The following is a 17,237-nucleotide window of genomic DNA, read 5'->3' as shown; positions in this document are numbered from 1 at the left end:
TTGGCGATCAGCTGCGGCTTGTGCCGCCACTGCTCGCCGGCGACGTTGGCGAGCTGGCGCGCCATCTCCATGTCGGTCGCGTTCTTGGGAAAGCTCACCGCCAGGTACTCGCACTGGAAGCTCATCGCGGTCTTGATGTCTTCCATGTCCTTGGCGGTCAGCGCCGGCGCGGTGAGGCCGCCGCCGGCCTTGTTGATGCCCTTGTTGTTGGACAGCTCGCCACCGATCACCACCGTGGTGTGCACCTCTTCGCCCTTGACCGCGTCCACCGTGAGCTTGAGCAAGCCGTCGTTGAGCAGCAGCGTGTCGCCAGGGCGCACGTCGCGCGGCAGCTCCTTGTAGTCGAGGCCCACGCGCTCGTTGGTGCCAAGCTCGGTGGTGGCGCCATCGAGGATGAACTTCTGCCCCGCCTCGATGATGGTCTTGCCGCCCTCGAACTTGCCGACGCGGATCTTCGGACCCTGCAGGTCGGCCATGATGGCGACCTCCTTGCCCACCGCCTTGGCCGCCTCGCGCACGAGCATGGCGCGGTCGATGTGGTCCTGCGCCTTGCCGTGCGAGAAGTTGAGCCGCACCACGTCGACCCCGGCGCGGATCATCTTCGCGAGCACCTCGGGTGAGCTGGAGGCAGGGCCGAGGGTGGCGACGATCTTGGTGGCGCGGGGCATGTGGGGGTCTCCGTTCTTCTCGTGGCGTCTTCGGTCTGGGAATCGGTCAGGTATCAGGCGGCACGCTTTTGCAGGATCTCGAAGGCCGGCAGCGTCTTGCCTTCCAGCACCTCGAGGAAGGCGCCGCCACCGGTGGAGATGTAGCCCACGTCCTTCTCGATGCCGTACTTGGCGATCGCGGCCAGCGTGTCGCCACCGCCGGCGATGCTGAAAGCGCTCGACTCTGCGATGGCGCGCGCCAGCGTCTCGGTGCCCTTGGCAAAGGCGTCGAACTCGAACACGCCGACCGGGCCGTTCCAGACGATGGTGCCGGCCTTCTTCAGCATCTCAGCGAGCTGGGCGGCGGTCTTGGGGCCGATGTCGAGGATCAGGTCGTCCTCGGCCACGTCGGCCGCAGCCTTCACGGTGGCCGGTGCATCCGCCGCGAACTTTTTGGCGGTGACCACGTCGACCGGAATGGGCACAGCCGCGCCGCGTGCCTTCATGGCCTCGATCACGGCCTTGGCCTCGCCCAGCAGGTCGGGTTCGGCCAGTGACTTGCCAATGGGCAGGCCGGCGGCGAGCAGGAAGGTGTTGGCGATGCCGCCGCCCACGATGAGCTGGTCGACGTTCTTGGCCAGCGCTTGCAGGATGGTGAGCTTGGTGCTGACCTTGCTGCCGGCCACGATGGCCACCAGCGGGCGCTTCGGGTTGGCCAGCGCCTTGGAAATGGCGTCGATCTCGGCCGCCAGCAGCGGGCCGGCACAGGCCACCTTGGCGAACTGCGCAATGCCGTAGGTGGAGGCCTCGGCGCGGTGAGCGGTGCCGAAGGCGTCGTGCACGAAGATGTCGCACAGCGCGGCCATCTTCTTGCTCAGTTCTTCGCTGTTCTTCTTCTCGCCCTTGTTGACGCGGCAGTTCTCCAGCATCACGAGCGAGCCCGGCGCGACCTGCACGCCGTCGACCCAGTTGGCCACCACGGGGATCTCGCGGCCCATCAGCTCGCCCATGCGCTTGGCCACGGGGGCCAGCGAGTCCTCAGGCTTGAATTCGCCCTCGGTCGGGCGGCCCAGGTGCGAGGTGACCATCACCGCGGCGCCCGCCTTCAGGGCCAGCTCGATGCAGGGGATGGAGGCGCGGATGCGCGTGTCTTCGGTGATGCGGCCGGTGTCGTCGAGCGGCACGTTGAGGTCGGCGCGGATGAACACGCGTTGACCGGTGGCCTTGCCTTGCGCGGCGATGTCTTCGAAACGGAGGACTTTCATGGTGGGGCGGGATCGTGATGACGGGATTGCAGCCCGCTATTGGACACCAGGAACCTGCCCGTAACTCACCACCCCAAGCCGAGTTTCAAGGGAATCAGCACCGCCATGCCGGTGACGATGGTGCCGAGGATGCCGCGGCGCCAGAAGAAGTAGGCCGACGCGGCAGCGGCCGCATACAGGCGTGCGTCTTTCCAGGTGTCGATCAGCTCGCCGTGGCTCATCACCACCTCGGGCACCACCACGGCGGCCAGGGCGGCGAGCGGTGCATAGCGCAGGCCACGCTTGACCCAGCCTGGCATCGCCAGTTCTTTCTCGGGGATGAGGAAGAACGCGCGGGTGATGAAGGTGATGACGGTCAGGCCGGCGATGGTGATCAACGCGTAGGAGGTGTTCACGCGGCGGCCCTCGCGGTGTTCGCCGCCGCGCCATCCCCTCGCTTGGGACGGGCCAGGGCATTGCGCACCCGGCGGCCGGCATCGCCCCCACCGTCGAGCATCAAGCCGATGCAGACCGCCGCGGCGATCGCCACCACGATGTGCAGGCGGAACGGCAGTGCAAAAGCCGCCACTGCCGCGAAGCCCGCCACCACGGCGGCCAACGCGGTGGCGCGGTCGTTGATCAAAGAGTAGGTAAGTCCGATGAGTGCGAGCACGCCGGCGAAGCCCAGGCCCCAGTGCGTGGGGATGACGTCGGCCAGCAGGATGCCGGCCACCGTGGGCACCTGCCAGCTCAACCAGTTGGCTGTGGATGCGCCGACGAAATACTCGACCTGGCCTTCGTCATCGCGCGCCTCGGGGAAGCGCTTCATGAAAAGCACATACGTGAGATCGCCGCTCACGTAGCCCAGAAGGAGCCGGTCGCGCAGCGAATAGCGCATGAAGTACGGCCGCCACTGCGCGCTGAAGATCACGAAGCGCAGGTTGATGCACAGGGCCGTGGCCCAGATCACCCAGACCGGCGTCCCGACCATCATCAGCGGGAGCGCTGCGAGCTGTGCACTGCCCGCGTAGACGAAGAACGTCATCAGCAGCGACAGCGGGATCGACAAGCCGCCCTTGACCATCGCCACCCCGGTCACCAGGCCCCAGGCGGCAATGCCCAGACTGACCGAACTCATGTCGCGCACCCCTGCGCGGAACTGCGTGTGCCGCAGGGTGTCTTGGAGCGAAAGCATGGGGCCGATTCTCGTGCCTTGCGGGTTTCCCCGCAGATCAGGGGAGATTCGGGGCGCGCTGCGCCGGATCAGTGATCCTTCGGCTCGCGGGCCTTGCCGCCCGCGCCGGTCTTGGCGGCGCGCTTGTCGGCCACCTCGGCGACCGACTCGCCCACCGGCTTGCCCTCGGCCTTGTCGAACTGGGGTTCGACCGACTTGGGGGCGGCCTTCGCGGCCATGCTCGTGGGCGGAACCGACTCGATCTTGTTCTCGCGCATGTAGTCGTTCATGTCGCGCCAACCGGCGAACACGGCGGCCTTGTCGGCCTTCTTGTTCATGGCGTAGCAGTCTTCGATGGCGCGGCCGGCGTGGCGGCAGGCGCCGCCGATGGCCTTGCCTTCAGCCTCCTTGACGGCGGCCAGCTTCTCGGCGGAGTCCCCCAGCATGTCGCAGCCCGACAGCGCGGCAACGGCCAACAAGAATGAAATGAAGAGGAAGCGTCGCATGACAGGCAGGGCAGAGTTCTCTGGGCCCATTCTGCGCAAGCCCCGGCTCACCGAGCCTGGCAAAAGCGGGGCGATTGCCCCGCTTTTCGTTCTCTGAGCCTTCAGGCCATCGCCAGCAGGCGGGCGACGCGTTCCTCGGTGGAGGGGTGGGTGGAGAACAGGCCACGCAGCCCGCCACCCGACAGCGGGTTCATGATCATCATCTGCGCCGTCTCCGGGTGGCGCTCGGCGGCTTCCATCGGCAGGCCTTGCGCGTAGCGCTGGATCTTCTGCAACGCGCTGGCCAGGGCCTGCGGGTCGCCGGAGATCTCGGCACCGCCACGGTCGGCCTCGAACTCGCGCGCGCGGCTGATCGCCATCTGGATCAGGCTGGCCGCCAGCGGCGCCAGGATCATCACCAGCAGGCCGACGATGGGGTTGTGCGAGCGGCCTTCGCTGTCGCGCCCACCAAAGAACATGGCGAAGTTGGCCAGCATGGAGATCGCACCGGCCATGGTGGCGCTGACGGTGCTGATCAGGATGTCGCGGTGCTTCACGTGCGCCAGCTCGTGCGCCATCACGCCGCGCAGTTCGCGCTCGCTCAGCACGCGCAGGATGCCGGTGGTGGCGGCCACCGCCGCGTTGTCCGGGTTGCGGCCGGTGGCGAAAGCGTTGGGAGCGTCTTCGTTGATCAGGTAGACGCGCGGCATGGGCAGCTGGGCGCGTTGCGCCAGATCCTGCACCATGCGGTAGAACTGGGGCGCGCTGGTCTCGTCGACCTCCTGCGCGTTGTACATCTTCAGCACCAGCTTGTCGGAGAACCAGTAGCTGAAGAAATTCATGCCCAAGGCGATGAGCAGCGCGACCATCATGCCGGTGCGCCCGCCGATGAAGGCGCCGATGGCCATGAACAGCGCCGTGATGGCTGCCATCAGAACGGCGGTCTTCAACAGATTGAACATGGAAACTGACTCCTTGAGTGCGTGAGCCGCATCAGATGCGGCCAGGCCGCAGGAGTTCAATCGGCCACAGCGTGGAACGCCTGGCCCGGCTGTACGGGCTGGCCTTGGAGGAACTGGCGGGCGCTGAGGCGCTTGCCACCCGGACGCTGCAATTCAGTCAGAACCAAGGCGCCACTGCCACAGGCCACGGTGATCCCCGCGTCAGTGACCGCCAACACTGTGCCGGGTGCGCCGGTGGCGGTCGCTACGTGGGCGCGCCACAGCTTGACGGTCTCCCCGCCGAACTCGGCGACAACACCGGGGAAGGGGTCGAAGGCGCGCATGCGCCGCTCCAGCGCGGCGGCGGGCTGTGACCAGTCGATGGCCGCCTCGGCCTTGTCGATCTTGTGGGCGTAAGTGACGCCCTCTGCCGGCTGTGGCGTGGACTTCAAACCGCCGCAGGCCGCCAACTCCAGCGCCTCGACGATCAGCCGCCCGCCAAGCGCCGCCAACCGGTCCTGCAGGCTGCTCGTGGTGTCATTGGCAGCGATTTCGCTCGCTTCTACGAGCAACATGCCGCCAGTGTCCAACCCTGCATCCATCTGCATGATGGTGATGCCGGTGCGCGCATCGCCGGCCTCGATGGCGCGGTGGATCGGCGCTGCACCACGCCAGCGCGGCAGCAGCGAGGCATGGATGTTGAGGCAACCCCGCGGCGGAAGATCCAGCACCCATTGCGGAAGGATCAGGCCGTAGGCGGCCACCACCATCACGTCGACCCGAGCGGCCTGCAAAGCCTCGCGCGCCCGCGCAGCGTCGTCGGGGTACTTGCCATCCAGCCGCAGGCTACGGGGCTGGGCAACTTCGATGCCATGGGACTGGGCGAAAGCCTTCACTGGCGACGGCGCCAGCTTGAGCCCCCGGCCCGCCGGCCGGTCGGGCTGCGTCAGCACAAGCGGAACCTGGAAGCCCGCGGCGTGCAAGTGCGCCAGCGCCACCGCGGCGAATTCGGGCGTGCCGGCAAAGGCAACCCTCATGGGCGCTGCTCGTCGCGTGTCTTCTTCAGCATCTTGGTCTTGATGCGATCGCGCTTGAGGCTGCTCAGGTACTCGACGAACACCTTGCCCATCAGGTGGTCCATCTCGTGCTGAACGCACACCGACAGCAGTCCTTCGGCTTCGAATTCGTAGCTTTCGCCGGCGCGGTTGAGGGCCTGCACCGTCACCTTGGCGTGCCGCGGGACCTTGTCGTAGATGGTCGGAACGGAGAGGCAGCCTTCGTCGCCCAGGCTCATTTCGACACTTTTGGCGGTCAATTCGGGGTTGATGAGCACGCGCGGATCATCACGCCCCTCGGAGGTGTCGATCACGATCACCCGCTCGTGGACGTCGACCTGGGTCGCTGCCAGGCCCACGCCGTCGGCGGCGTACATGGTTTCGAGCATGTCATCCACCAACTGGCGAATGCGGTCATCGACCTGCGCCACCGGCTTGGCAACGGTGTGGAGGCGGGGATCCGGGTAGCGGAGGATGGCGAGCTTGGACATACAAATCAGGATCTGAGGCCTTGTGGACGGCACGCAACGCCAGTCGGTGTGACAGGCAGCACAACAAAGGTATCGACGGGTGACTTTCGTTGCGATATCAAGGGTTTAGAGGCAGAATCTGCGAAACTGAATGAAGATTTTCGCCGATCTGCGGGCCCCTTGCCGCAGCCGGCTCAGTAACCGCACAGCCCAGTATTGTGCTGTCTGTGCGCCCGGAGACTCACCTTCATGACCCGAAGCACCCGTTCTGCCCAGTCCTTTTTCCGGGCCTCTGCGATCACCCTGGCGCTCGGCATCATGTGCCTCGGTGCCGTGGCGGCAGAACCCAACTTCCCGATCACGCAAAAGCAGCGCGGCACGGCCAACCAGGTGGCTGAAGCAGGGGTACCGCTCTCCGAACTGGCAGAAAATGCGCCCGACAGCTACACCGTCAAGTCGGGCGACACGCTGTGGGGCATCTCCGGCATGTACCTCAAGAGCCCCTGGCGCTGGCCGGAACTCTGGGGCATGAACCTCGAGCAGATCCGCAACCCCCACCTGATCTACCCGGGCCAGACCCTGTACCTGGTCAAGACCAACGGCCGCGCCACCCTGCGCGTGGGAGAAGGTGACACAGGGGGGTCCGGGCGCCTGTCGCCGCGCGTGCGCACCGTCGACCTGGATCGAGACGCCATCTCTTCGGTGGTACTGAACCTGATCGAACCCTTCTTGAACGAAGCGGTGGTATTCGACAACGCCAACGAACTCGCTGCCGCGCCGCGCATCGTCGCTTCTCAGGAGGGCAGGGCCTTCATGACGCGCGGCGATCTGGCCTATGTTCGCGGAGATCTAGGCGAAGCCCGCAACTTCCGCATGTTCCGCCAACCTCGTCCGCTGGTCGATCCCAGCACGGGACAGGTGCTGGGTTACGAAGCGTTCTACCTGGGCACCGCCGAATACACCCGCAAAGGCGGCGTCATCAACGGTGAGATCGTGCCCGAAACCTTCACTGTCACCAGCATTCGCCAGGAAGCCTACGTCGGAGATCGCCTGTCGCCCGTGCCGCCGCGGGAGTTCACCAACTACGTTCCGCATGCACCGAGCAACCCCATCTCCGGTCAGATCGTCTCTGTCTATGGCGACGCGGTCAACGCCGGCCAAAACCAGATCGTGGCATTGAACCGTGGCAAGCGAGACGGGATGGAGAGTGGGCACGTGCTCGCCCTGTGGCGCGATGGTGCCCGCATCGCTGATCGCACCGATGGTGGCTCCGCCATCAAGCTGCCAGATGAGCGCCATGGCAATCTGTTCGTGTTCCGCGTCTTCGACCGCGTGTCGTATGCCCTGATTCTGCGAGTCAAGGAGCCGGTCACGGCTGGCGACCGGTTCACCCAGCCCTGACCCGGCCGCACCGAGCGCCCATTGCGGCGCGATGTCCCATGGATCGCGACGAACTTGCCGCATGGCTGCGGCTCATCGAAACGCCGCAAGTCGGCCGCGAGTCCGCCCGCAAGCTGCTCGCGGCCTTCGGATCCGCCGAGGCGGTGCTGGCGGCTCCAACAGCCGCACGCAAGGAAGTCGTCTCCAGCACAACCGCGTCAGCCCTCGACAAGGTGCCAGACGAGGTGGCGGCCCGGATCGAGGCCACAGTTCAGTGGCTCGCCGGGAGCACCGACGAAGCGCCGCGCCAAGTGCTGACGCTGGGCGACCCTGATTACCCCCAGGGGCTGCTTGAAACGGCCGATCCGCCCTTGCTGCTTTACCTGCAAGGGCAGGCCGTGCTGCTGGCACGGCCCGGCTTGGCAGTCGTCGGCAGCCGCAATCCAACCGCCCAGGGCACCGAGAACGCCAAGGCCTTCTCGACCCATCTGAGCCAGGCCGGCTTGACCATCGTGTCGGGTTTGGCCATGGGCGTTGACGGTGCCGCCCACGAAGGTGGTTTGTCCGGCGCGGGCAGCACCATCGCCGTCGTCGGAACGGGCCTGGACCGCGTCTATCCACGACGCCATCTGGAGTTGGCTCACCGCATCAGCGCCCGGGGCCTCATCGTCAGCGAGTACTCGCTCGGAACACCACCTTTGCCGCCCAATTTTCCGCAACGCAATCGCATCATTGCTGCGCTGACACGCGGTACTTTGGTGGTCGAAGCCGCACTGCAGTCCGGCTCGCTTATCACGGCCCGCCTCGCCAGCGAAGCCGGCCGCGACGTTTTCGCCATCCCGGGTTCCATCCATTCCCCACATTCGCGCGGCTGTCACGCATTGATCAAGCAAGGCGCCAAGCTGGTCGACTGCGCCCAGGACGTTCTGGATGAACTGGCATGGGGCGCTCCGCTTAACCAGCAATCGCCGGCAGACCCCGTGGCGACCCAGGACGACCCGGTCCTGGACGCCTTGGGCTATGACCCCACGAACCTCGACGCGCTGGTCGGTCGAACCGGCTGGCCCGCACCAGAACTGAGCGCTCACCTCCTCGAGCTGGAGTTGGCAGGTAAAGTGGCCCGGCTTCCGGGACAGCTCTTCCAGCGGGTAGGCGCCGGCTGACGGCCGAAGTGCATTTATTCCGGGTTGGCTCGGATGCCCCTGGGGTATAGTGAATCCATGTTTGACGTGCTCGTCTACCTGTACGAAAACTACTGGCGGCCCGATGCCTGCCCAGACCACGCCCAGCTGACCCGCAAGCTCTCGGCGATGGGGTTCGAATCAGACGAGATCGAAGAGGCCCTGTCCTGGCTTGACGGCTTGGCCACCGCAGCTCAGTCCTATTCCGGTGAACAGGCCCCCGACAGCCTGCGGGTCTATTCCCCCGCAGAGCAAGAGCACCTCGGCGAGCATTCCATCGGCTTCGTGAGTTTTCTCGAGTCGGCAGGTGTGCTGCCGCCGCCAATGCGCGAAATGGTCATTGACCGCGCAACCGCCATTCCGGGTGGGCCGGTCAATCTGGAGGACTTGAAGATCATCGTCCTGATGGTGTTCTGGAGCCTCGGCGAGGAACCCGACGCCCTGATCCTTGATGAGTTGTTCGTCGACGAAGAAGACCGGCTGATCCACTGAGGCCCACCTCGTCAACAAAAAAGCCGCCTCCGGGCGGCTTATTGTTGGGTACGGAGTTCTCAGTTGAGCAAGCGACCCGGATCCACGTCCAACTTGGCCAGGGCGCTGCGGGTGGCACGGACCGTCAAGGACTCGTCTTGCGCCGGTACCAGCAAACCCGCCTGAAGGAAGGCCGCCAAGCGATGCTGCTGGAACAAGATGCCCCTTCCATGAGGTGACACGAACAGCGTGAGCTGGCGCCGCATGCCTTGCCACACAAGCTGCACCGCCTCGTTGCGGTTGCGGTAGTCCAGCATGTACCAGCCACCGACCTGAAGCTCTCGCGCCCAGGCGAGCATGGCCGGCGTGGGCATGGAGCCACCCTCGCCCACCACCTCCAGTTCGGAGCTTTCATGGCCGGACAGGTCCAGCACCATGGACTCGTCGATCTCCATGTCGTCGGTGTTGTCGGGCAGAAGCTCTTCCAGGGTTTCGAGCCGGCCCATCAACTCTTCCAGCCGCTCCGGGGCGATGGCCGCCGTCTTGGCCGTGAAGGCTGCAGCCAACGAATTGTTGAGCTTCTGGATGTGCTCGTCCTGTTTGTCGGCAGCGATGTTGGCGTGGTCCATGCCCTCGCGCAGCGTCTTGAGCAGAGGCGGCAAGCGGCGGATGACCTCGGCGCGCTCCTCGCGCGACACCTTGGCGCTGGCGGACCAGATGAGATCCGCAGCCACCCGCTTCATCGCCTTGGTTTCTGCGCCTTGTGCGCCATGCTTGACTGCCGTCATGGCCATCACGTCGGCCCAGACATGGAACAGGAAGTCGCGCACACCTTCTTGAACTGGCACCTCGTTGAGCATCTTGCGCAGCTCGATGGTGTACTGAATCGCCAGCGTCTCGCGCTGCTCGACCTGCTGCGCCAGGGAGACACCCTTGCGCGTCATTTCGTTTTCGTTCTTGAAGTAGTGCTCGAGGAATTTCTCAAACTCGGTCAACACCGTCTGGAACACCCGTCGGCCAGTGTCGGGGTAGGCCTCGACCACCTGAACCACGCGCTTGATCTCTTTCTCGAGCGTGTCGGCCACGGCCTGGCTGGTGGCATCGAACCCCATCACACAGGCGCCCATGCGATCGATCAGGCGACGCGCCGGATGATCCACGGTGGCAAAGAAATCAGGTTCGCTCACCGCGACCCGCAACACCGGCATCTGCAGGCGAGCAAACCACACCCGCACGACCGCCGGTATGCGCTCCTCCATCAGGATGCTCTGGAACAACAGGGCCACGATCTCGATCGTCGCGCGCTCGACCGGCGTGGCAGCCGCCTTCTTCAGCTCCTGCTTGCGCTGATGCAACTCTTCCAGCAACGCTGGGGTGCTGACCACAGCTTCGGCTGGACGACCCGGCACGACGGCCGCGCCACTCGTGGTGGTGCTCAACCGGCGCTGAATGCCCTGCTGCGCCTCGTTGATGGCGGCCTTCAGTCCGACCGAGGCGGCGGGCATGGGCGCCGTGCCGGCGAAGTCAGCCACCTGGCGGCCGATCAGGCGGTTGAGCCGTCCCAGTACCGCTTCGGCGTGATCCGAGCCGCGGGCAAAGCCCCCGGCGCGGGTCATCATGCGCGTCTCTTCACCCACCGTGCCCAGGCGGCCGAAACTGCTGTTCGGGGCACTCACCGGAGCCGGCCCGCTCGGCGGCCCACCGCTTCCGGTGGCACCCGGCAACGCATAGGAATTGCGCGTGCGCCGGATGAAAGGCCGCAGATCGATCTCGGGCAACACGCGCTGCTGGATCAGCCAGCGGTTGGTCTCGTGGTACGCCTCTTCGGCAAAGTGCGCGAACTCCTCGTGCAGCACTGGCTGGACGGTGCGCCAGGCATCTTGTGACAGCGAGGCCCCTCGCCAGGTGCTGGTCAGGATGCGCGCCAGCACGTGGGGTCGCAACACATCGTTGGTGTCGAGTTCGTCGCGCTTCTCGAGCGCCGACATGCGCGAGCGCATGTCGGTGAATTCCCATGAAGCGCGGTCCATCATGGCCAGCGCCAAGCGCGAACTCAGGATCTCGGTTTCGATGGTGTCGTCGTCGACCAGCGACATGCCCGGCGTGGTGCGCCCCGGCGGAGGCAGGTCACCCGGCCGCGACGCGGACACCATGCCGCTGACCAAAGCGCCCCGCAGGGCGGAGATGATGCCGTTGATCCAGGTCGGCGCGGCCTTGCGCAGGTCGAGCGCAACATCGCGCCGCTTGTACTGGATGCTGTGCTCGGCGGTTTGCGCCGCCAGGAGGCGGGCACCGTCTTCAACCGCATGAACGACGCTCGGGATGCCGCTCAACAGCCGCTCCACGTAGGAGCGGCGCGCCTGGGCGGCCAGGGCCAACGAATCGGCGGCGGTCGCCATGGGACGGTTGGTCGATGCTTCTCGGTAAGGGATGCCCTTACTCTACACCACCGCCCCGGCGTTGGGGTCGTTCGGATCGACGTCCTTGGATGGGCCGGACTTCATCAGATCCTCCCGCTTGACGCCCAGCCACATGGCAATGGCCGCCGCCACGAACACCGACGAATAAATGCCGAAGCAGATGCCGATGGTCAGCGCGATGGCGAAGTAGTGCAGCGTCGGCCCGCCAAAGATCAGCATCGACAGCACCATCATCTGCGTACTGCCGTGGGTGATGATGGTTCGGCTCATGGTGCTGGTGATCGCGTGGTCGATCACCTCGTGGGTGTTCATCTTGCGGTACTTGCGGAATGCTTCACGAATCCGGTCGAAGATCACCACCGATTCGTTCACCGAGTAGCCCAGCACCGCCAACACCGCCGCCAGCACCGAGAGCGAGAACTCCCACTGGAAGAAGGCGAAGAAGCCCAGGATGATCACCACGTCGTGCAGGTTGGCCACGATGGCGGCGACCGAGAACTTCCACTCGAAACGAAACGCCAGGTAAATCATGATGCCGATGACCACGAAGGCCAGCGCCTTCGCGCCGTCTTCGGCCAGCTCCTTGCCGACTTGTGGGCCGACGAACTCGCTGCGCTGCAGGGTGATGGGCTCGGCGCCACCGGCCTCGCAAACCGGTTTCTCGACCACCTCGCCCTTGTCGGTTTTGACCTGCTTCTTGCTCACCGTGCCGGACTCGGCCTTGCACAGCTCGCCGAACACGCGGTCGACCACGTCGCCCAGCTTGCCGTCGCTGCCCACCGGCAGGCGGATCAGCACGTTGCGGGTGGTGCCGAAGGACTGCACCTGCACCTCGCCGATCTTCATCGCTTCGACGGTGCTGCGGACCTTGCCAATGTCGGCGGCCTGCGCGTAGGTGGCTTCGATCAAGGTGCCGCCCTTGAACTCGATGGACAGGTGAAGTCCACGCGTGACCAAGAAGAAGACGGCGATCAGGAAGGTCGCGGCCGAGATGATGTTGAACACCAGCGCATGCCGCATGAACGGAATGTCGCGTTGGATTCTGAAGAACTCCATGTGAGGATCCTGTTTGAGTTCTTGGGGATCAGCCCTTGGCGGAGGCGTCAGCCGCAGGGGAAGCGGGCTTCCACACCTGGCCGATCGACACGCTCTTGAGCTTCTTCTGGCGCCCGTACCAGAGATTCACCAGGCCGCGCGAGAACACGACCGAGGAGAACATCGAGGTCAGGATGCCCAGGCAGTGCACCACCGCGAAGCCTTTGACCGGCCCGGAGCCGAAAGCAAACAAGGCAACGCCGGCGATCAGCGTGGTGACGTTCGAATCGAGAATCGTGGCGAAGGCACGCTCGTAGCCGACATTGATCGCCGCCTGCGGCGAGGCGCCCGCACGCAGCTCTTCGCGGACACGCTCGTTGATCAGCACATTGGAGTCGATGGCCATGCCCAGCGTCAGCGCAATGGCAGCGATGCCCGGCAGCGACAGCGTGGCCTGCAGCATCGACAGCACCGCCACCAGCAGCAGCAGGTTGAACGCCAGCGCGGTGGTGGAGAACACACCGAACAGCCGGTAGTAAATGCACATGAAGACCGCGATCGCGGCAAAGCCGTAGATCACGCTGTTGAAGCCCTTGGCGATGTTGTCGGCGCCGAGCGTCGGGCCGACGGTGCTTTCCTGGATGAACTCCATGGGCGCAGCCAGCGAGCCCGAGCGCAGCAGCAGGGCCAGGTCATTGGCGTTCTCGGTGGTGCCCATGCCGGTGATCTGGAACTCGTTGCCGAACTCACCCTGGATGCGCGCGACCGTCAGCACCTCGCCCTTGCCCTTCTCGAACAGGATGGCGGCCATGTAGTTGCCCACGTTCGTGCGCGTCATGTCGCGCATCAGGCGGCCACCCTTGGCGTCGAGGCTGACCGACACCGCCGGCTGGCTGTTCTGGTCGGGACGCGGTTGCGCATTGGTCAGCATCTCACCGGTGGCCACCGCCTCCCGGTAGGTGACGACCGGCGCACCGCGGCCGATGGTGAAGCGCTCGCGGCCGAAGGGCACGGGGCCGGTGCCTTCCGCAGCGGCACGTGCCTCGGCCGACATGTCGGCCAGGCGGAACTCAAGGTTCGCGGTGCGGCCGATGATGTCCTTGGCCTTGGCGGTGTCCTGCACGCCGGGCAGTTCGATCACGACACGGTCGAGGCCTTGCTGCTGGATCACCGGCTCGGCCACGCCCAGCTCGTTGACGCGGTTGTGCAGCGTGGTGATGTTCTGCTTGAGGGCCGCTTCCTGCACGGCGCGCGCGGCTTCCGGCTTGAGCGTGCCGCTGAGCTTGAAGTCGGTGCCGTCGGGCGTCTGCGTCCACACCAGGTCGGCCATCTGGTCGCCCAGCAGCTTGGCTGCGGCATTCAGCGTTTCGCTGTCGCGGAAGCGGATGTCGATGGTGTTGCCGTCGCGCGAGATCCCGGCGTGGCGCAGGTTCTTGTCACGCAACTGGGTCCGGATGTCGCCGGCCAGCGCCTCGCTCTTCTTGGCCAGCGCGGCCTTCATGTCGACCTGCATCAGGAAGTGCACGCCGCCCCGCAGATCCAGGCCCAGGTACATGGGCAAGGCACGGATCGCCGTCAGCCAGTGCGGCGAACGCGACAGCAGGTTCAGCGCCACGATGTAGCTCGGGTTGCTCTCGTCGGGGTTGAGCGCCTTGCTGAGCGCGTCTTTCGCCTTGAGTTGCGACTCGCCGTCCGCGAAGCGCGCCTTCACCGAGTTGCCCTCGAACTGCACGAAGTCGGGCTTCAGCCCAGCCTCCTTGAGCACCTGCTCGACGCGTTGCGTCGTCGAGTTGTCGAGCTTCAGCGTGGCCTTGCCACTGCTCACCTGCACCGCCGGCGCTTCGCCGAAGAAGTTGGGCAGGGTGAAGATCAGGCCGACCAGCAGGGCAATGCCCAGGATCGTGTACTTCCACCACGGATAGCGGTTCATGGAGCTTCTTTCGCGAGGCCGGCGGGCGCCGGCTTGTCTCTGTTATTTGCTGTTGTAGGTGCCCTTGGGCAGCACCTGGATCACAGCACCGCGCTGCACCTGGATCTCGACGTTGTCGGACACCTCGACGTGCAGGAAGGACTCGCCGAGCTTGGAGATGCGGCCGATCACGCCCCCCGCCACGACCACCTCGTCGCCCTTGGCCAACGCGTCGATCATGGCCTTCTGCTCCTTCTGGCGCTTCATCTGCGGCCGGATCATCACGAAGTACAACACCACGAACATCAGGATGATGGGCAGCATGCCGCCGATGCCACCCAGCGGCGATTCGGCCGCGGCCGCGGCAGGCGCGGTCTGCGCAAATGCTTCAGAAATGAACACGTGAAAGTCCTCGTTAGGGCCCGTGGGGCCGGTCGGCGCAGGGCCGGAGTGAAAGCTTGGAATTGTATGCCGCCACCTCTTTGCGAAGCCGCAGCACCGCCCCTGACCCGGGCAGACCCCAGTAGGTTCCCGGCATCACACCCTTAATCGTTTTGTGAATAAGGACGGAAGCAATCAGTCGTTCCGCGACTAGCCGGCGCTCACCATACTCCCCGCTCCACTTCATCGCCACCATGAACTTTCAACAGTTGCGCTCCGTGCGCGAAGCCGTGCGCTGCGGGTTCAACCTCACCGAGGTGTCCAAGGTGCTGCACACCTCGCAGCCCGGTGTCAGCCGCCAGATCCGCGAGCTGGAAGAGGAGCTCGGTATCGACCTGTTCGTGCGCGCGGGCAAGCGCCTGACTTCGCTCACCGAGGTCGGCACGCTGATCGTGCCCATCGTCGAGCGCATGCTCAATGACGCCGAGAACCTCAGGCGCGCCGGCGAGGAGTTCACCCAAGCCGCCCACGGCCGCCTGTCGATCGCCGCCACCCACTCGCAGGCGCGCTATGCGCTGCCAAGCGCGGTGCGCGACTTCCGCCAGCGCTACCCGCAGGTCACGCTCAACCTGCACCAGGGCTCGCCCCAGCAGGTGGCCGAGATGCTGATCTCGGGCGAGGCCGACATTGGCATCGCCACCGAAGCGCTGACGCACTACGACGCGCTCGTCACCCTGCCCTGCTACCGCTGGACGCACAGCGTGATCGTGCCGCCCGGCCACCCCCTGCTCGATGGCCAGCCGCTCACGCTGCAGCGCGTGTCGCAGTTCCCCATCATCACCTACGGCTCCGGGTACACCGGCCGCGTGCACATCGACGAAGCGTTCGAGGCCGCTGGTCTGGCCTTCAACCTCGTGCTCACCGCGATGGACGCCGACGTGATCAAGACCTACGTCGAGCTGGGCCTGGGCGTGGGCATCGTCGCGGCCATCGCCTTCGACGAAGACCGCGACCGCAACCTGCGTGCAATCGATGCGCGCGAGCTGTTCGCCGTCAACCTCACCAAGTTGGCGGTGCGGCGCGGCAGCTTCCTGCGCAGCTACGTCTACGACTTCATCGAGACCTTCGCCTCGCCGCTCAAGCGTGACGTGGTCGAAGGTGCGATGAAGGGCGAGCCGGTGCTCGACTAAGGCGCGCTGAAGCGCGTGATGCCGGTCTGCGTCAGCACGTACAGCGCGCCGTCGAGCCCCACCAGCATGCCCACCGGTGAGCCGGTGACGCGGCCGAAGGCATAGGCCGCGTTGCCGTTGGCGAGGTCGATCCGCCCGACCACCCGGTCGCAGTAGTCGGTGAAGAAGTAGCTCCCGCGGTAGGCCGCCGGGAAGGGGCCGCTGGCCGGGTAGAAAGCGCCGCCGATGATCGAGCACCCACTGAAGAAGCCGCCCACGCCAGCCGCTGAGCTGCTGTCATGGTCGTAAGCGAAGAGGGGGGCTGTCACGCCCGTGGCGGTCGTCGGCCCTTCGGTCGCCGGCCAGCCGTAGTCGGCACCAGCCACGCCGAGGTTGACCTCCTCCCAGGTGCCTTGTCCCACGTCGTTGATGTGCATGCGCCCGTCGCTCGCGCGCACGGCAAAGGTGAAGGGGTTGCGCAGGCCCTTGGCCCAGATCGCGCAGCGTAGCGTGGCCGCGGTGGTGCAGAACGGGTTGTCGCTCGGGATGCTGCCATCGTCGTTGAAGCGCAGCATCTTGCCGAAGGGGTCGTTCAGGTCGGGCGACTTCGCGCTGTTGGCGTTGTCGCCCACGGCCACGTAGAGCTTGCCGTCGTTGCCGAAGTGCATCGCGCCGCCGTTGTGGTTGGTGGCGGTCGACAGGGCGGGCAGATTGGCGATCCACACTTCGCTGCCCACCGAGACGATGTTGGGGTTGCTCGGGTTGGCCGTGAACCGGCTGATGCGGTTGTGCGTGCCGTTCTCGGGCGTCGTGTAGTAGAGGTACACGTAGCCGTTGGTGGCGAAGTTCGGGTGCAAGGCCACGCCGAGCAGGCCGCGCTCACCAGCAGGGTCGACGTTCAGGGTGATGAAGGGCGTCGGTAGCAGCGTGCCGTTGGCCTGCACCACCCGCAACAGCCCACCTTGCTGGGCCACGAACAAGCGCCCATCCGGCGCCTGCGCAAAGGCGGTGGCGTTGCTCAGGCCGGTGACCCAGGCGTCGTTGCGCGTGATGCCCGCGGGCTGGTTGCGGCTGCCGCCAAACGACACCGTGGCCGAAGCCCAGTTGGAGAGGTTGCCCGCCTGGTCCCCGGCCCGCATGCGCACGATGTGCTGGCCCGAGGCATAGGCGGTGGTGTCGAGCGTCACGCTGTGGGGCGACGCGGTGCCGGTGGCACCCACCTGCACGCCATCGACCTGGAACACCATGGACGTCACGCCCACGTTGTCGGTGGCC

The 17,237-nt window shown here is 65.8% G+C and carries 17 protein-coding genes; 4 read left to right on the top strand and 13 right to left on the bottom strand.

The features are described from left to right. The 8 genes from VFL64_RS06270 to def form a co-directional block, all read right to left on the bottom strand. Positions 1-668, bottom strand: a 668-nt coding sequence (locus VFL64_RS06270) for a pyruvate kinase (RefSeq protein WP_489539519.1), incomplete at its 3' end; no start/stop codon positions are given. Positions 669-721: 53 nt separating this feature from the next. Beyond that, positions 722-1,912 carry a phosphoglycerate kinase gene (locus tag VFL64_RS06265; RefSeq protein WP_489539518.1) on the bottom strand — a complete coding sequence of 397 codons (1,191 nt, stop codon included), beginning with the start codon at positions 1,910-1,912 and terminating at the stop codon, positions 722-724. Between the two features lie 65 nt (positions 1,913-1,977). Then, entirely contained in the window at positions 1,978-2,307 is a 330-nt protein-coding gene (locus VFL64_RS06260; RefSeq protein WP_489539517.1) for an AzlD domain-containing protein, read from the bottom strand. Beyond that, positions 2,304-3,086 carry an AzlC family ABC transporter permease gene (locus VFL64_RS06255; protein WP_489539516.1) on the bottom strand — a complete coding sequence of 261 codons (783 nt, stop codon included), beginning with the start codon at positions 3,084-3,086 and terminating at the stop codon, positions 2,304-2,306. Before VFL64_RS06255 ends, VFL64_RS06260 begins: the two co-directional genes overlap by 4 nt. 68 nt (positions 3,087-3,154) lie before the next feature. Beyond that, positions 3,155-3,571: a hypothetical protein gene (locus tag VFL64_RS06250; protein ID WP_489539515.1), complete on the bottom strand. Its 417-nt coding sequence runs from the start codon at positions 3,569-3,571 to the stop codon at positions 3,155-3,157. Positions 3,572-3,672: 101 nt separating this feature from the next. Continuing rightward, complete coding sequence (gene htpX / locus VFL64_RS06245; protein ID WP_489539514.1) at positions 3,673-4,512, bottom strand: zinc metalloprotease HtpX; 840 nt, start codon at positions 4,510-4,512, stop codon at positions 3,673-3,675. 56 nt (positions 4,513-4,568) lie between these two features. Beyond that, positions 4,569-5,528 (bottom strand): methionyl-tRNA formyltransferase, encoded by a 960-nt coding sequence (gene fmt / locus VFL64_RS06240; RefSeq protein ID WP_489539513.1) that lies wholly within the window; start codon positions 5,526-5,528, stop codon positions 4,569-4,571. Beyond that, positions 5,525-6,037: a peptide deformylase gene (def, locus tag VFL64_RS06235; RefSeq protein ID WP_489539512.1), complete on the bottom strand. Its 513-nt coding sequence runs from the start codon at positions 6,035-6,037 to the stop codon at positions 5,525-5,527. Before def ends, fmt begins: the two co-directional genes overlap by 4 nt. Positions 6,038-6,265: 228 nt before the next feature. On the opposite strand from def, the gene VFL64_RS06230 reads away from it, so the two are divergent. The 3 genes from VFL64_RS06230 to VFL64_RS06220 are packed head-to-tail and all read left to right on the top strand — an operon-like array spanning position 6,266 to position 9,069. Then, positions 6,266-7,417, top strand: a complete 1,152-nt coding sequence (locus VFL64_RS06230; protein ID WP_489539511.1) for a LysM peptidoglycan-binding domain-containing protein — start codon at positions 6,266-6,268, stop codon at positions 7,415-7,417. Positions 7,418-7,455: 38 nt separating this feature from the next. Then, the gene (gene dprA, locus VFL64_RS06225; RefSeq protein ID WP_489539510.1) at positions 7,456-8,559 is read left to right on the top strand and encodes a DNA-processing protein DprA; all 1,104 of its coding nucleotides are present in this window, start codon (positions 7,456-7,458) and stop codon (positions 8,557-8,559) included. Positions 8,560-8,616: 57 nt separating this feature from the next. Continuing rightward, positions 8,617-9,069: a Smg family protein gene (locus tag VFL64_RS06220; protein WP_489539509.1), complete on the top strand. Its 453-nt coding sequence runs from the start codon at positions 8,617-8,619 to the stop codon at positions 9,067-9,069. 59 nt (positions 9,070-9,128) lie between these two features. Here VFL64_RS06220 and VFL64_RS06215 read toward each other — a convergent pair whose 3' ends face one another. From VFL64_RS06215 to yajC, 4 genes are read right to left on the bottom strand one after another with little or no spacing between them, the layout of a single operon-like run. Beyond that, positions 9,129-11,447: a DUF1631 family protein gene (locus tag VFL64_RS06215; RefSeq protein WP_489539508.1), complete on the bottom strand. Its 2,319-nt coding sequence runs from the start codon at positions 11,445-11,447 to the stop codon at positions 9,129-9,131. A 42-nt stretch (positions 11,448-11,489) separates the two neighbouring features. After that, positions 11,490-12,524: a protein translocase subunit SecF gene (gene secF / locus VFL64_RS06210; RefSeq protein WP_489539507.1), complete on the bottom strand. Its 1,035-nt coding sequence runs from the start codon at positions 12,522-12,524 to the stop codon at positions 11,490-11,492. Positions 12,525-12,552: 28 nt separating this feature from the next. Continuing rightward, a complete protein-coding gene (gene secD / locus VFL64_RS06205) occupies positions 12,553-14,433 on the bottom strand; it encodes a protein translocase subunit SecD (protein WP_489539506.1) in 1,881 nt (626 codons plus the stop codon). Between the two features lie 42 nt (positions 14,434-14,475). Continuing rightward, positions 14,476-14,814, bottom strand: coding sequence for a preprotein translocase subunit YajC (yajC, locus tag VFL64_RS06200; protein ID WP_489539505.1), 339 nt, complete (start codon positions 14,812-14,814; stop codon positions 14,476-14,478). Positions 14,815-15,047: 233 nt separating this feature from the next. Between yajC and VFL64_RS06195 the strand changes: the two genes are divergently transcribed. Further along, positions 15,048-15,983, top strand: coding sequence for a CysB family HTH-type transcriptional regulator (locus VFL64_RS06195; protein ID WP_489539504.1), 936 nt, complete (start codon positions 15,048-15,050; stop codon positions 15,981-15,983). On the opposite strand, the gene VFL64_RS06190 is transcribed toward VFL64_RS06195, so the two are convergent. After that, on the bottom strand, positions 15,980-17,237 hold a 1,258-nt coding region (locus VFL64_RS06190), incomplete at its 5' end, for a PQQ-dependent sugar dehydrogenase (RefSeq protein ID WP_489539503.1). The genes VFL64_RS06195 and VFL64_RS06190 overlap by 4 nt on opposite strands.

This window comes from Rhizobacter sp., assembly GCF_035702065.1.
Lineage (GTDB): Bacteria > Pseudomonadota > Gammaproteobacteria > Burkholderiales > Burkholderiaceae_C > Rhizobacter.
Note: the sequence above shows the minus strand (reverse complement) of the source record. Positions and strands in the feature narration are given on the sequence as shown.

Bases quoted from the DNA above. Each gene is read 5' to 3' on its own strand.
- VFL64_RS06265 (WP_489539518.1), bottom strand. From the start codon at position 1,912: ATGAAAGTCCTCCGTTTCGAAGACATCGCCGCGCAAGGCAAGGCCACC.
- VFL64_RS06255 (WP_489539516.1), bottom strand. From the start codon at position 3,086: ATGCTTTCGCTCCAAGACACCCTGCGGCACACGCAGTTCCGCGCAGGG.
- VFL64_RS06250 (WP_489539515.1), bottom strand. From the start codon at position 3,571: ATGCGACGCTTCCTCTTCATTTCATTCTTGTTGGCCGTTGCCGCGCTG.
- htpX (WP_489539514.1), bottom strand. From the start codon at position 4,512: ATGTTCAATCTGTTGAAGACCGCCGTTCTGATGGCAGCCATCACGGCG.
- fmt (WP_489539513.1), bottom strand. From the start codon at position 5,528: ATGAGGGTTGCCTTTGCCGGCACGCCCGAATTCGCCGCGGTGGCGCTG.
- def (WP_489539512.1), bottom strand. From the start codon at position 6,037: ATGTCCAAGCTCGCCATCCTCCGCTACCCGGATCCCCGCCTCCACACC.
- VFL64_RS06230 (WP_489539511.1), top strand. From the start codon at position 6,266: ATGACCCGAAGCACCCGTTCTGCCCAGTCCTTTTTCCGGGCCTCTGCG.
- dprA (WP_489539510.1), top strand. From the start codon at position 7,456: ATGGATCGCGACGAACTTGCCGCATGGCTGCGGCTCATCGAAACGCCG.
- VFL64_RS06220 (WP_489539509.1), top strand. From the start codon at position 8,617: ATGTTTGACGTGCTCGTCTACCTGTACGAAAACTACTGGCGGCCCGAT.
- VFL64_RS06215 (WP_489539508.1), bottom strand. From the start codon at position 11,447: ATGGCGACCGCCGCCGATTCGTTGGCCCTGGCCGCCCAGGCGCGCCGC.
- secF (WP_489539507.1), bottom strand. From the start codon at position 12,524: ATGGAGTTCTTCAGAATCCAACGCGACATTCCGTTCATGCGGCATGCG.
- secD (WP_489539506.1), bottom strand. From the start codon at position 14,433: ATGAACCGCTATCCGTGGTGGAAGTACACGATCCTGGGCATTGCCCTG.
- VFL64_RS06195 (WP_489539504.1), top strand. From the start codon at position 15,048: ATGAACTTTCAACAGTTGCGCTCCGTGCGCGAAGCCGTGCGCTGCGGG.